This window comes from Halalkalibacter oceani (assembly GCF_040544555.1).
Lineage (GTDB): Bacteria > Bacillota > Bacilli > Bacillales > Bacillaceae_D > Halalkalibacter > Halalkalibacter oceani.
On record NZ_JBEPKD010000007.1, the window covers coordinates 100,883 to 113,901 of the forward strand.

Here is a 13,019-nt window from a genome sequence, read left to right on the forward strand (position 1 = left end):
ATGAACGATGGTAAAAAAGATGAAACATGTAAGGGAGTGGAAGGATGAGCCGAAAACGCTGGTTGGCTTTAATTGCAGTAGCGATGCTGTTAGTGGCTTCTGCTGCAATGAATGTAGCGACTGCCACAATTTTTTCTGAATCAACGGCCTGGGGAATGCCGGGCGGGAATCAATGGGAAGAAACAATTGTCGAACGAGGGGAAGATGGGAGCGGCTTTATTGCGTTGCTCGATGTAAATGGCGTCATACAGGATAACGGTGAAACAGGATGGCTGCAAACGTCAAGCTATAATCACCGCCTGCTGCTGTCACAATTAGAGCATGCCGCCAAGGATCCTGCTGTGGAAGGCATTGTATTACGGGTCAACACACCAGGAGGCGGTGTAGTCGAGAGCGCCGAAATTCATGAGAAGATTATCGAAGCGCAGGAGGAGTATGGGAAGCCGGTCTTTGTCTCGATGGGGAGCATGGCCGCTTCAGGCGGGTATTACATTGCCGCGCCGGCAACGCAAATTGTCGCCAGTCCACAGACGATTACCGGTTCAATTGGTGTGATTATGGAATCGATCAATGTAGCCGAATTAGCGGAGAACTATGGGGTGAAAGTGAATACGATCAAGAGTGGACCGTATAAGGATATTATGTCTGCGACTCGCGAGATGACAGAGGAAGACCGAGCGATATTACAGGCTTTAATTGACGAATCCTACGATGAATTTGTCGCTGTAATCGCTAACGGCCGGGGCATGGCTGAGGATGAGGTTCGCCGGCTTGCGGATGGCCGCATTTACAGTGGCGCGCAGGCGCTGGAATTAAACCTCGTCGATCAGCTGGGAAGCCTCGATGATACAATCGCGGCAATGAAGGACTATTTAGGGGCGGATTACAGCGTTGTTCAATATGAATCAAGTCTTGGGTTTTCTCAGCTTTTTTCAATGTCGGTAAACAGAATGCTGTCATCAGAGGATGAGCTTGCCGGGCTTCACCGTTTATTGGCGGAGCATCGCTCGCCAACGTTAAAGTATCTTTATACAAATTAAGGGAGGAGCTGAAGGAAAGTGGAGCAACGACCACGTTCTGATGGAAGACGAACGGTAAATGGCAAACTGCGTCATCGGGCGATGCAGCGCAAGCAAGAGCGGGAACATGTCATGCAGCCGGAAGCAGTGGAGGCGCCTTACTATTTGGCCGGCTTTTGGCTGAGACTGTGGGCTTTCCTGCTTGATCTTGTAACGGTTTATGCAATAAATGGTTTACTCCTCACCCCTCTCTGGCGTTTGGCAGGTGGGGGAGACATAACGATCACGTTCTTTAGCGGGCAGACCGTGCTTACGGCGTTGCTGTTTTTCCTTTATTTTGCGATCATGACAAAGGTTACCGGACAGACGATCGGCAAAATGGTTTTCGGGTTACGGGTGATTTCCGTCAATGGTCTGCCGTTAACCTGGGGGCAAATCCTATTTCGGGAAGGTGTCGGCCGCCTGCTGCACCATATCTTTTTCTTTTTGCAAATTCTGTATGTGACCGTGGCGTTCACCGCACGCAAACAAGGCTTGCATGACATGGTCGCCGATACGTTTGTCATTCAGGAGAAAGAGACGGAACAGATGATTTACCAGCCTGTTCAGTGAAATAAAAGGGGATGAAAAGAGAACGGTGGCTTCGTTCTGCGCGCGTCTGGAAGGAATGAACCCCCACTTTCCTTCCAGCCTTAAAACGATGCGCGAACGTCGCCCGCTGCTTAGGGAGGATGAGCAAAAGGGAAAAAAAACAACCTTTTGTCTCATCCCCTTTTCGTTTAATTTACCAGGAAAAGGGCAAAATAGGGACATTTCGACATTATGCTGCTAAGGAGAATGACATGCGCTGGTTCCTGATTATTTTACTCATTCTAGTCCTGCTGCTTGTCCTCATCATGATTACGAAGCTGACAATCTCGATCATTTATCGTCATTTGAAGGATGATGATTTGCTTGAGGTAGCTGTTCGTGTTTGGGGGATGCGCGTCTATACGTTCTCAGCTCCGGTTATTCAGCTCGATGATACGTCTCTTTCTTTAATCGTCAGGGAAGAGCAGGAGATGGGACCAAAAAAATCAGATAAGACACAGGCATTTACGATCGATACGTTATTGAATGATTTTCGCTTATTGAACGATCTAGTGCATCATGTCGTCGGTCTTCATCAAATTATGAAGCGGTTCCTTCGCCACGTTTCGCTCAAACAGCTTCATTGGTATACTGCCTTTGGAGTGGGAGAAGCGGCCATGACCGCTCAGCTAAGCGGGGTGATCTGGGGATTGAAAGGGAGCATGATTGGCCTTTTGTCACATTATGTAAAAGTCAAGCAGCTTCCGAAGCTCAGAGTGGATCCGCGGTTTCAGGAAGTGATCACGCAAGTTTCCTTTTCATGCATGATTTCCTTTCGAATCGGACATGCTATCGTTGCAGTTCTAATGCTGCTTAAGCATTGGAAACAAAGGCCGACAAGGTCCGAAAAGGACGCGGTTCAAGAAACTATGTAACGACAGGAGGAAGAAAAAATGTCAGATCATCCGATTCAAGGCTTAATGAAAACAGCAATGGAAAATTTAAAAGAAATGGTCGATGTGAATACAATTATCGGTGATCCCGTTGAAACCCCGGACGGCAGCGTCATTATGCCTGTCTCAAAAGTTGGTTTCGGCTTTGCGGCCGGTGGGAGCGAGTTTGTGATTGAATCTTCTCATCATGGTGACGAGCATGATACCGGACATCCGTTTGGCGGCGGTAGCGGTGGCGGTGTTTCGATAACGCCGATTGCCTTTTTAGTTGTAAACAGCCACGGGGTGAAAATGGTGCATCTTGACAGCAACACTCACCTTTATGAAAAGCTGCTTGACTTTGCTCCGCAAGTAGTGGAAAAAATCCAGCAGATGCTCAGTTCGAATCAACAGCAAACAAATTCAAGCTATCAGACAGGACAGCAGCAGAACCATTATCAGCAACCCCGCCACGATCAGCCGCCGGTATAGTTGTAAAAAGGCGCGAAGGTTGTCAAAGAGGACAGCGGCTTCGTCCAACCGCTATGATGTGAAAACCCGTTGTGAGTGGATGTCTCACAGCGGGTTTGTGCCAGTGTCCAAATTCAGGATACTCTTTTGTTGTCAGCGGTTCCTTTTCTCGTGTAAGATAGGGATGTACATATTTCCAATCGAAAAAGGAGGAATCAGCATGGCACAAGTGACGTTTAAAAACAATCCGATCACATTGCTGGGCAATGAAGTAAAAGTAGGAGAAAAGGCTCCTGATTTCACGGTACTTGCTAATGATTTATCTGAAGTAACACTCGCTTCAACTAGCGGTAAGGTGCGCCTTATCAGTGTTGTTCCTTCCATTGACACAGGGGTGTGCGATCAGCAGACCCGTCGTTTTAATGAAGAAGCGGCAGGCTTGCCAAATGTCGAGATTCTAACAATTAGCGTTGATTTACCGTTTGCGCAAAAGCGCTGGTGCGCCGCTGCCGGGATTGAGAATGTTCAAACGCTTTCTGATCATCGTGATCTTTCTTTCGGTCAAGCGTACGGTGTCGCGATTCAGGAGCTTCGCCTTTTAACAAGAGCCGTGTTTGTCGTTGATTCCTCTGATACGGTAACGTATGCAGAATATGTAGCAGAGGCTACAAATCATCCTGATTACGAAGCGGCGCTGGAAGCTGCAAAAGCAGCAAAGTAAAGCTTAGGAAAGAAGAGGATGAGGAAATGAGGTTGTCTTAAAGGGTGAAGCCTTTGGGACAGCCTTTTCTTTCTGTTACAATAGAAGAAAGTGGAAGCTTATGAAGGTGGGAAGTAGATGAAAGATCGACGTGTGGAAAGTTTGTATCAATATTTGGATGAAGCGGCTTTGTATTTGGAGAAGCATTGGGATTGCACCTATCTTGAAGGGGTGGCAGAGGCAGGAGAGAATCTGTTCCGGCAGGAAGTTTGTCAGCCGCTTGAACCGGAGCAACAGAAATGGCTTTTGAATCAAGTAGAGAAGCTCAGTGAGCAGGCCTTTGCCAAGGAAGAAGTGCGGAAGGCATTTCAGCTTGCCGTGCTAAAAGGAATGAAAGGGGCTGTTCAGCCGCACCATTCTATGACGCCTGATGCCGTTTGCTTGTTTTTAAGCTATTTAGTGAATAAAGGATTACAGCAAAGAAAAGAACCAGCCAGCTTGCTCGACCTTGCCGCCGGATCGGGAAATCTCGTCCACGCGTTACTGAATAACGCCATACAGCCGTTGGCAGCCCGCGGGTTCGAGGTGGATGAGACTTTGGTCAAGCTCGCCTATGTCAGTGCCAACTTGCAGGAAAACGCACTTGATCTGTTTCACCAGGACAGTATCGAGCCGCTCGCCTTCCCGCAGGTTGACCTTGTCGTCACCGATTTGCCGGTTGGCTTTTACCCGAAGGATGATGTGGCGAAAAGCTATCACCTTCAGGCAGAAGAGGGGCATTCCTTTCTTCATCATTTAATGATTGAACAGGCGATTCAGCAAACAAAGGACGGCGGCTTTTTGTATTTCGTTGTTCCGAATTTCCTCTTTGAAAGTGAACAGGCGGACCGTCTGCATACGTATATTAAACAGCAAGCAAACATTCTCGGCTTGCTCCAGCTCCCAAAGAGCATGTTTCAGTCGGAAACGTTCGGCCGCAGTATTTTCATGCTGCAAAAGAAAGGGGAAGGTGTACATCAGCCGCAGCAGGCGCTGTTAGCAGAGCTTCCTTCTTTTTCTAATAAACAGGCTCTCGCCGATATGATTGAGCAGATTAACAAATGGTACAAAGAACAATTGGGAATGGCGTAATCCATCACAAAGCGGATGTGCAGTAAAGGAAACCTACACCCTTTGCTGTGCATCTTTTTTTGAAGCAGGCTGTATGCTCAATTCAGAAAATAAAGAATTCACGAGAAAGCGCTTGTAAATACGAGGATTCACTTGAAATTAGCGTATACCGGTGCTTAAATGGAAAGGAAGTGTCGTCTTTATTAAAAAGGAGCTGTTCATGAGTGGCAAATATTATTGCAATTAATGCGGGAAGTTCATCATTGAAGTTCCAGCTTTTATATATGCCTGAGGAAAAGGTCGTGACGAAGGGTCTGTTTGAACGAATCGGCCTTGAAGAAGGAGTATTTTCGATTGAAGTAAATGGGGAAAAGCACGAGGAACATCTTGAAGTCGCCAATCATTCAGTTGCGGTAAAAATTCTGCTTGAAAGGCTGACAGGACTCGGAATCATCGACTCTCTTTCCGATATTGAAGGAATCGGTCATCGCGTCGTTCACGGCGGGGAAAAGTTTAATGATTCAGTCTTATTGACCGAGGAAGTAATCGAAGGCATTAAAGAAGTGTCTGAGCTGGCTCCCCTTCATAATCCGGCCAATCTCGTCGGCATCCAGGCGTTTAAGGAAATTCTGCCGGATGTGCCGGCTGTAGCGGTGTTTGATACGGCGTTTCATCAATCGATGCCGGAAAGCGCGTTTCTTTACAGCTTGCCGTATGATTATTACAAAAAATACGGCATTCGCAAATACGGCTTTCACGGAACATCTCATAAATATGTCTCTCAGAGGGCGGCCGAGTTGTTAGGGCGGCCGATTGAGGAATTGCGTCTGCTTTCCTGCCATCTTGGAAATGGAGCGAGTATTGCTGCGATTAAAGGTGGAAAGTCGATTGATACTTCAATGGGCTTCACCCCGCTGGCTGGTGTGACAATGGGAACGCGTTCGGGAAATATTGACCCGGCACTGATTCCTTACATTATGGAAAAAACGAATCAAGATGCCCATGAGGTGCTTGAAACATTGAATAAAAGAAGCGGATTGCTGGGTGTGTCGGGTTTTTCCAGTGATTTGCGTGATATCGAAAGTGAAGCTGCTGCCGGCAACAAACGGGCGAAGCTGGCGCTTGACGTGTTTACTTCACGTATTCACAAATATATCGGCTCTTATGCCGCGAGAATGAGCGGGGTTGACGCCATTATTTTCACAGCGGGGATTGGTGAAAATAGCGATGTGATCAGAGAGCGTGTCTTGACCGGACTTGAATTCATGGGCGTGTATTGGGATCCAAGCTTGAACAAAGTCCGTGGCAAGGAAGCGTTTATTAATTATCCGCATTCTCCTGTTAAAGTGCTGATTATCCCGACAAATGAAGAAGTGATGATAGCCCGCGATACGGTGAGGCTGACAGGGGCGCTTTCAAAAGGCTGATCCGGCTCGTATTGTGGCACGGGTTGGATAAAAAATTCCTGATTATGCTTCCTACTCTTGCTGCTTCGGACTTGTCCCAAAAGGTGAAAATGGGCCTTTGGGGACAAGTCCTTTACTTTGTCAAGGAGGGAGCGCTAGAATGAGAGTGAGTAAAGGATAAGCAGGGTATAGAGTTGTAATGAGAACAATCGCGAGGAGGCGCTCGTATGTCAGCTTTTTTGGATATGGCAGAGGGAGAGGTAATTTCGGGTTTTTTTCTATTGCGGGAGCGCGAAATAAAGCAGGCCTCGAACGGCAGTGAGTATGCCAACTTTATTCTTGAACGCAATCTTCAGCTGATCCCGGCCCGGCTGTGGGATGTGACAGCTGAACAAAGGAATTTGCTGCAGCGGAAAGCGGTTGTGAAGCTGGAAGGAACGATCACGAGCTATAAAGGACAAAAGCAAGTGAACATCCGCCGGATCCGCCTGGCGACAGAAGAGGATGGCGTCAATGTTTCCGAATTGATTTCGCGAAAAGGTGTTTTACGCGAAGAGCTGTGGCATGATTTAAGGATGATGATGGAGGATATTCACTCAGAGGTGCTGAGCGCGATCGTCAAGCAGCTGTACAGTCAGAAAACGATCCGTGATCGAATGACGACGATCCCCGCTTCGAAAGCATACTATCATTATTATGCAGGTTTGCTTGACCATATTGTCCAAGTCACGCAAAGCGCCTATCAGCTCTTGCCGCTTTATCCGTTTGTCAACCGTGACATTGTCCTGGCTGCCTGTTTGCTTCATGATATCGGAAAGACCGAGGTTTTCACCGAAGTGGTTGCTCCTGAATATTCGACAGAAGGAGAAATGCTTGGCCATCTTGCGTTAGGCCTGGAGCTGATCTCCGAAGCGGCAAGGGAGGCAGGAATTTCTGTGAAAGATCCCGAACTGTTAGCATTAAAGCATTGCGTCGCCAGTCAGATGGGAGAGGTCGATGACGGCTATGGAAGTACGGTTTCTCCAAAGACGGCTGAAGCTCTCTTTTTTCATTCTATTAAGCAGCTGAATACGAAGCTGCACACATTTGAAATGATCGCTGAAAATGCGCGCGAGCCATGGACCTATTCAGCGCTTTTTAAACGAAAAATGTATACGGAGCAAAGGAACAAGGAGGAGTAGGGTATGACGGAAAGGCGGATCGAGCAGCGTTGGCAGGAAATAAAGGACTGGGAAGAAACGTATTTTACCGCGGAAAGCTCTGATTTCACAAAGTCTTATCATAAATGGACGGAACTGCTTATTAATCAACTGGGGGAAAAACGGAAGCAAAAATGGCTCGCCAAAGTTGATGACTGCCTCTTTCACCTTCAAGCGTGGAGCCAGCATAGCCGTTCCCACGAAGAAAACCGGCGCCGGATGATTCAATATGCCCGAATTTTTGATGCCAATATCGCAACGATTTCCGACTTGCGGCAGCTTTCATTGGAGCAGCTCGATTATTTGGCCGAACAGTTGATGGCGAAACAGCGGCTGCTTGCCTTCGGGCAAGGCGGCCTGACAGGAATGGGCGGAATCTTTCTTTTGTCATTGGATTTACCAGCGATGGCTTTCATTCAGCTCCGTTCCTTACAGCAGCTGGCGGAAGTGTACGGATATGACAGCAGAAAGCCGGTTGAAATGGTGTATATTCTAAAACTGCTTTATGTGGCCACGCTGCCGAAATCCTACCAAAAAGCGGAGTGGGATAAGCTTTTAGCTGAGGTCGGACAGCAGGCTGATGATGTTTTTTATCAGGGAGAGGACGCGATTTTTCAGCAAAAGTGGTTCGATCAATTGCTCGCCCAGGTTGCAAAAAGCTTTATGATCGCCATGTTACGGAAAAAAACGGTGCAAGGCGTGCCTTTAGTAGGGATGGCGGTCGGGGCCGGCCTCAATTACCGCTTCACTCAACAAGTAATTGAAGTAGGACAGCGCTTTTATCAGATGAGGAGACTGCTGCAATAAGAAGGGGTTGTACAAGCCCTATAAGAAAGAGACCTCCCCGGATGAAGGAGGTCTCTTTTAGGCTGAAAGAGTCGGCGTTGTGCGGAAATAAATCCACAGGTCATTAATCACAGAGGCAAGCTCAGCCATTTTTAGGTTTAAGGCACAAGAGCGTTCAAAGTCTTCTTCTTCCGTCATTTCAGCATGAACGGCTTCGATCTGCTGTTCAAGCTCCTTCACTTTATCCGGGATGGCGCCTCTGATTTCCTCCCATTCGAGCAGGATTCTTTCCTGTACATTTGGCTCGATTTCCTCCCACCGGCATGAGAGCACGGGCAGCGGGATACCGAGACGAGCGTCATAGCGAAATGTCATGCTCATGTATATTCACCTCATAATTTACGACAATCGTTTCCATACAGTTGATGATAACGGACATTTGTTAAAATGAAAACAAAAAGATAAAAAATAGATGAATAAACACTTGCCAAAATCGATAAGCCCTGTTAAAGTAATGAATATTAATAAGAAATGAGTTAGGTTTTATGCAGTCATAAAAAATAAGACGGCTCTTTTTTTTCACAGAAATGTATAAAAATAATATTATGAGTATTATTATTCATTGGAGGAATGTAAAATGAGGGAGAAGGTTGTACTAGCATATTCAGGTGGTTTGGATACGTCAGTCGCTATTAAGTGGTTATCAGATAAAGGGTATGATGTGATCGCGGTCGGCTTGGATGTCGGCGAAGGAAAGGACCTTGACTTCGTTAAGCAAAAGGCGCTTGATGTCGGTGCAATCGAATCCTATTCAATTGATGCGAAAAAAGAGTTTGCCGAGGAATTTGTTTTGCCGGCGCTTCAGGCTCATACAATGTATGAAGAAAAGTATCCGCTAGTTTCAGCATTGTCACGTCCTTTGATTTCAAAGAAGCTCGTGGAAATCGCTGAACAGACAGGAGCTTCAGCAGTCGCGCACGGATGTACGGGCAAAGGAAATGACCAGGTACGCTTTGAAGTGTCGATTCAGGCATTGAATCCTCATTTAAAAGTGCTGGCCCCGGTACGTGAGTGGGCATGGTCTCGTGACGAAGAGATTGAATACGCGAAGAAGAACAATATTCCGATTCCGATTGATTTGGATAATCCTTATTCCGTTGACCAGAACTTGTGGGGACGTGCCAATGAGTGCGGAATTTTGGAGGATCCGTGGGCGACACCGCCTGAAGGTGCCTACGAATTAACAGCCGCGATTGAGGATACACCCGATCAGGCTGAAATCATCGAAATCGGCTTTGAACAAGGGGTACCGGTAACGCTTAACGGCGTTTCCTATCAGCTTGACCAGTTAATCCTTGAGCTGAATCATGTCGCGGGTAAGCACGGAGTCGGCCGGATCGACCATGTTGAAAATCGACTGGTCGGCATTAAATCGCGTGAAGTGTATGAATGCCCGGGAGCCATGACGCTGATCAAAGCGCATAAAGAGCTTGAAGATATTACGTTGACGAAGGAAGTCGCGCACTTCAAGCCGGTCATTAGCAAGAAGCTTTCAGAAGTGATTTATGACGGGCTTTGGTTCTCTCCAATCCAGTCTGCATTACAGGCCTTTTTAAAGGAAACACAAAAATCGGTAACAGGAACGGTTCGGGTGAAGCTGTTTAAAGGCCACGCAATCGTCGAAGGACGTAAATCACCTTATTCCCTTTACGACGAGAAGCTCGCGACTTACTCCACGGACGACGAATTTGATCATAGTGCGGCGGTCGGCTTTATCTCTTTATGGGGGCTGACAACAAAAGTACACAGCATGGTGAACAAAGAGAAAAAGGAGGTCACACAGTGACGAAGCTTTGGGGTGGACGATTTACGAAAACAGCAGAAGAGTGGGTTGATGCCTTCGGGGCATCAATCGGCTTTGACCAGGCGCTGGTCAACGAAGACATCGAAGGAAGTCTAGCCCATGTTACAATGCTTGGAAAGTGTGGCATTCTTTCGCATGAGGAAGTCGAGCAAATTAAAGCGGGCTTGAGCACATTGCGTGAGAAAGCGGAAAAAGGCGAGCTCGAGTTTTCCGTGCAGCAGGAAGATATTCATTTGAATCTTGAGAAAATGCTGATTGATGAAATCGGGCCGGTTGGCGGCAAGCTTCATACCGGAAGAAGCCGGAATGACCAAGTCGCGACCGATATGCACCTCTATTTACGCAACCAGCTAAAAGAAATTACTACCGCGCTGAAAAAACTGCAAAAGGCGTTATACGATCAGGCGGCTGTCCATGTCGAGACGCTGATTCCCGGCTATACTCATTTGCAGCGGGCGCAGCCGGTCTCCTTCGCTCATCATTTGCTCGCTTATTTTTGGATGCTTGAACGTGATTTGGGCCGGTTTGAAGACAGCATGAAGCGGGTCAATCTCTCTCCGCTCGGCGCTGGGGCACTCGCGGGAACGACCTTCCCGATTGACCGGATGTATACGGCCGAATTGCTCGGCTTTGACAGCATTTATGAAAACAGTCTCGATGCAGTCAGTGACCGTGATTTTATCGTGGAATTTCTCAGCAACGCCTCGATGCTGATGATGCATTTGTCGCGCTTGTGTGAGGAGCTGATTCTCTGGTCGTCACAGGAGTTCCAGTTCGTTGAAATCGATGATGCCTTCGCGACGGGCTCAAGCATTATGCCGCAGAAGAAAAACCCGGATATGGCTGAACTGATCCGCGGAAAAACGGGGCGGGTGTATGGCAACCTCTTTTCCTTGCTGACGACGTTGAAAGGACTTCCGCTTGCCTACAATAAAGACATGCAGGAGGATAAAGAAGGAATGTTTGATACGGTGGAAACCGTAAAAGGCTCCTTACATATCTTCGCTGGGATGATTGAGACATTGACGGTTCATGCAGATACAATGGAAAAAGCGGTGCACCAGGATTTCTCAAATGCGACAGAACTCGCCGATTATTTGGCGACGAAAGGAATGCCGTTCCGCGAAGCGCATGAAGTTGTCGGGAAGCTTGTTCTTGTCGCGATTCAGAAGGGTGTCTTTCTGCTTGATTTACCATTTTCTGATTACGAAGAGGCGAGCTCATTATTTGATAAAGATATTTACGAGGTGCTGCAGCCGAAGACGGTTGTCGCCCGGCGGAACAGCGCAGGCGGCACTGGTTTCGAACAAGTAAAAGCAGCGCTCGAAAAGGCCAAGCAATGCCTTGCCGACTAAATGCAGAATAAAAGCTGTGAGAGCCCCATTCAAAAGATCGTGGCGGCCCCGCATATTGCTTAGAGGCTGGAGTAAAAGGTTGTTTTCACCTTTTACTTCAGCCTCTTTTTTGGGTAGCCTAAGAAAAAATCGTGCAGTCGCTTTTCTTAACGAATGAGGAAAAACATAGTATGATCGAGAAGGTGAGGAGACTGAAGGACATAGGAGGGAATTGCATGCGTCATGCCTTTATTACGGCAGGAACAAAAGGCTTAGGAGTGCAGGTGACGGAAAGCTTGTTGGCAAAGGGTTATTCTGTGACGGTGACGTTTCGCAGTGATCAAGAGGCTGTTCGGGTTCTGAAAGAACGCTGGCTGGCCTATGAGGGCCGGCTCCAGTTTATCCAGGCGGACGTAACGAAGAAAGCTGATATTTATCGGGCTGTTGAGGCAGCGATGAACCGTTTTCAGCGGATCGATCTGTTGATCAACAATGCGGGGCCGTATGTATTTGAACGGAAAAAGCTCGTTGAATACGAGGAAGAAGAATGGTATCAAATGATCGACGGCAATTTGAGTGCGTTTTTTTATCTTTTAAAAAAAATCGTACCCATTATGAGAAAGCAGCGATTCGGCAGAATTATTGCATATGGCTTCCAGGGAGCGAACAGCGCCCCGGGATGGCTGTACCGCTCCGCCTATGCGGCCGCTAAAGTCGGCCTTGTTTCGTTGATGAAAACTGTTTCGATTGAGGAAGCGGAATATGGGATTACCGCCAACATGGTATGTCCGGGAAATATTTTAGGAGAAATGAAGGAAGCGACGATTGCCGAGGCACGTCAGCACCCTGACAGAGAGACGCCAATTGGGCGCTCAGGCACGGGGGAGGACATCGCCCGCTCGATTCTCTTTCTTTGCGAAGAGGATGCCGATATGGTGACGGGAACGGTGCTGGAAGTAACCGGAGGGGTGGATGTCATACACCGTTATCGTTAGGATGTATAATATTCCATTTTTAACGCACCTTACTATCGAGGTGATAACAATTGAAAAAAATGTGGATGCTCTTTCTTGGAATGGCCTTTTTGCTTGCAAGCTCTCCTGCTTATGCTGCCGGCACAGAGCTGATGGAAAGCTTTTCATTCCGGCTGACGATTATCGAAAATGGCATCGAACATCAATGGGAATATGATAGTCCGAATCATTATGAGTTTGAATCGGGGGAACGGGTAATCAAAGGAGAAAAAGCGAAGGAAGAAGTCGAGCGTGTACTGGAGAAAATCAACCTCGATGAAAGAGCGACGATTGAAGAGCTTGTATCGCGAATTCAGCAATCGCTCTACCCAAAAGCGGAGAGCGTCGACATTCGTTATATGAACGGGGAAGGAAAGCTTTTTACATGGGTGTGGCATAAACCGGAATAGCGGACGTTCGCAACAGAAAAAGCCTGTCACAAAAGGCAGGCTCTATTCTCCATTCTCAAGGATGTCTCCAAAGGTTTTTTTAGCCTTTGGGGTTTTTTCTGTTTCAGAAATGCGCTTCGGCTGGTTCAAATGAGAAAGTTCGCTTTGTTCCGATTATTCTTCATCCGAAAGAATATGGTAAAATTAAGCTAACTAAGGGTAGAGG

The 13,019-nt window shown here is 47.4% G+C and carries 14 protein-coding genes; 13 read left to right on the forward strand and 1 reads right to left on the reverse strand.

Annotated elements, in window-relative coordinates; translation table 11 throughout:
* Window positions 1-44 precede the first annotated feature (44 nt).
* The 9 genes from sppA (at window position 45) to ABMB67_RS10195 (ending at window position 8,214) form a co-directional block, all read left to right on the forward strand.
* Window positions 45-1,040 (forward strand): signal peptide peptidase SppA, encoded by a 996-nt coding sequence (sppA, locus tag ABMB67_RS10155; protein ID WP_251223783.1) that lies wholly within the window; start codon window positions 45-47, stop codon window positions 1,038-1,040.
* A gap of 18 nt (window positions 1,041-1,058) precedes the next feature.
* Window positions 1,059-1,631, forward strand: coding sequence for an RDD family protein (locus ABMB67_RS10160; protein ID WP_354571995.1), 573 nt, complete (start codon window positions 1,059-1,061; stop codon window positions 1,629-1,631).
* Between the two features lie 230 nt (window positions 1,632-1,861).
* Window positions 1,862-2,524, forward strand: a complete 663-nt coding sequence (locus tag ABMB67_RS10165; protein ID WP_354571996.1) for a DUF2953 domain-containing protein — start codon at window positions 1,862-1,864, stop codon at window positions 2,522-2,524.
* A gap of 18 nt (window positions 2,525-2,542) precedes the next feature.
* A complete protein-coding gene (ytfJ, locus tag ABMB67_RS10170; protein WP_251223786.1) occupies window positions 2,543-3,013 on the forward strand; it encodes a GerW family sporulation protein in 471 nt (156 codons plus the stop codon).
* Between the two features lie 199 nt (window positions 3,014-3,212).
* On the forward strand, window positions 3,213-3,713 hold the full coding sequence (gene tpx, locus ABMB67_RS10175) for a thiol peroxidase (RefSeq protein WP_251223787.1): 501 nt from the start codon (window positions 3,213-3,215) through the stop codon (window positions 3,711-3,713).
* A 117-nt stretch (window positions 3,714-3,830) separates the two neighbouring features.
* Entirely contained in the window at window positions 3,831-4,823 is a 993-nt protein-coding gene (locus ABMB67_RS10180; protein WP_354571997.1) for a class I SAM-dependent methyltransferase, read from the forward strand.
* A 203-nt stretch (window positions 4,824-5,026) separates the two neighbouring features.
* Window positions 5,027-6,229 (forward strand): acetate kinase, encoded by a 1,203-nt coding sequence (locus ABMB67_RS10185; RefSeq protein WP_354571998.1) that lies wholly within the window; start codon window positions 5,027-5,029, stop codon window positions 6,227-6,229.
* Between the two features lie 206 nt (window positions 6,230-6,435).
* Window positions 6,436-7,389 carry a 3'-5' exoribonuclease YhaM family protein gene (locus ABMB67_RS10190; RefSeq protein ID WP_354571999.1) on the forward strand — a complete coding sequence of 318 codons (954 nt, stop codon included), beginning with the start codon at window positions 6,436-6,438 and terminating at the stop codon, window positions 7,387-7,389.
* A gap of 3 nt (window positions 7,390-7,392) precedes the next feature.
* Window positions 7,393-8,214 (forward strand): EcsC family protein, encoded by an 822-nt coding sequence (locus ABMB67_RS10195; RefSeq protein WP_251223791.1) that lies wholly within the window; start codon window positions 7,393-7,395, stop codon window positions 8,212-8,214.
* Between the two features lie 57 nt (window positions 8,215-8,271).
* Here the strand turns inward: ABMB67_RS10195 and ABMB67_RS10200 are convergent, their stop codons facing one another.
* Window positions 8,272-8,574, reverse strand: a complete 303-nt coding sequence (locus tag ABMB67_RS10200; protein WP_251223792.1) for a hypothetical protein — start codon at window positions 8,572-8,574, stop codon at window positions 8,272-8,274.
* 256 nt (window positions 8,575-8,830) lie between these two features.
* On the opposite strand from ABMB67_RS10200, the gene ABMB67_RS10205 reads away from it, so the two are divergent.
* The 4 genes from ABMB67_RS10205 to ABMB67_RS10220 all read left to right on the forward strand — a co-directional run bounded on the left by ABMB67_RS10205 (window position 8,831) and on the right by ABMB67_RS10220 (window position 12,814).
* Window positions 8,831-10,039 carry an argininosuccinate synthase gene (locus tag ABMB67_RS10205; protein ID WP_251223793.1) on the forward strand — a complete coding sequence of 403 codons (1,209 nt, stop codon included), beginning with the start codon at window positions 8,831-8,833 and terminating at the stop codon, window positions 10,037-10,039.
* Window positions 10,036-11,412: an argininosuccinate lyase gene (gene argH, locus ABMB67_RS10210; RefSeq protein WP_354572000.1), complete on the forward strand. Its 1,377-nt coding sequence runs from the start codon at window positions 10,036-10,038 to the stop codon at window positions 11,410-11,412. Before ABMB67_RS10205 ends, argH begins: the two co-directional genes overlap by 4 nt.
* Window positions 11,413-11,582: 170 nt before the next feature.
* Window positions 11,583-12,386 (forward strand): SDR family oxidoreductase, encoded by an 804-nt coding sequence (locus tag ABMB67_RS10215; protein ID WP_349775619.1) that lies wholly within the window; start codon window positions 11,583-11,585, stop codon window positions 12,384-12,386.
* Between the two features lie 50 nt (window positions 12,387-12,436).
* Window positions 12,437-12,814 carry a hypothetical protein gene (locus ABMB67_RS10220; protein WP_354572001.1) on the forward strand — a complete coding sequence of 126 codons (378 nt, stop codon included), beginning with the start codon at window positions 12,437-12,439 and terminating at the stop codon, window positions 12,812-12,814.
* Window positions 12,815-13,019: the final 205 nt, after the last annotated feature.

What these genes read in the sequence shown, in the direction of transcription:
- ABMB67_RS10195 (WP_251223791.1), top strand. Translation starts at nt 7,393, where the DNA reads ATGACGGAAAGGCGGATCGAGCAGCGTTGGCAGGAAATAAAGGACTGG.
- ABMB67_RS10205 (WP_251223793.1), top strand. Translation starts at nt 8,831, where the DNA reads ATGAGGGAGAAGGTTGTACTAGCATATTCAGGTGGTTTGGATACGTCA.
- ABMB67_RS10215 (WP_349775619.1), top strand. Translation starts at nt 11,583, where the DNA reads ATGATCGAGAAGGTGAGGAGACTGAAGGACATAGGAGGGAATTGCATG.
- sppA (WP_251223783.1), top strand. Translation starts at nt 45, where the DNA reads ATGAGCCGAAAACGCTGGTTGGCTTTAATTGCAGTAGCGATGCTGTTA.
- ABMB67_RS10165 (WP_354571996.1), top strand. Translation starts at nt 1,862, where the DNA reads ATGCGCTGGTTCCTGATTATTTTACTCATTCTAGTCCTGCTGCTTGTC.
- ABMB67_RS10180 (WP_354571997.1), top strand. Translation starts at nt 3,831, where the DNA reads ATGAAAGATCGACGTGTGGAAAGTTTGTATCAATATTTGGATGAAGCG.
- ABMB67_RS10200 (WP_251223792.1), bottom strand. Translation starts at nt 8,574, where the DNA reads ATGAGCATGACATTTCGCTATGACGCTCGTCTCGGTATCCCGCTGCCC.
- tpx (WP_251223787.1), top strand. Translation starts at nt 3,213, where the DNA reads ATGGCACAAGTGACGTTTAAAAACAATCCGATCACATTGCTGGGCAAT.
- ytfJ (WP_251223786.1), top strand. Translation starts at nt 2,543, where the DNA reads ATGTCAGATCATCCGATTCAAGGCTTAATGAAAACAGCAATGGAAAAT.
- ABMB67_RS10190 (WP_354571999.1), top strand. Translation starts at nt 6,436, where the DNA reads ATGTCAGCTTTTTTGGATATGGCAGAGGGAGAGGTAATTTCGGGTTTT.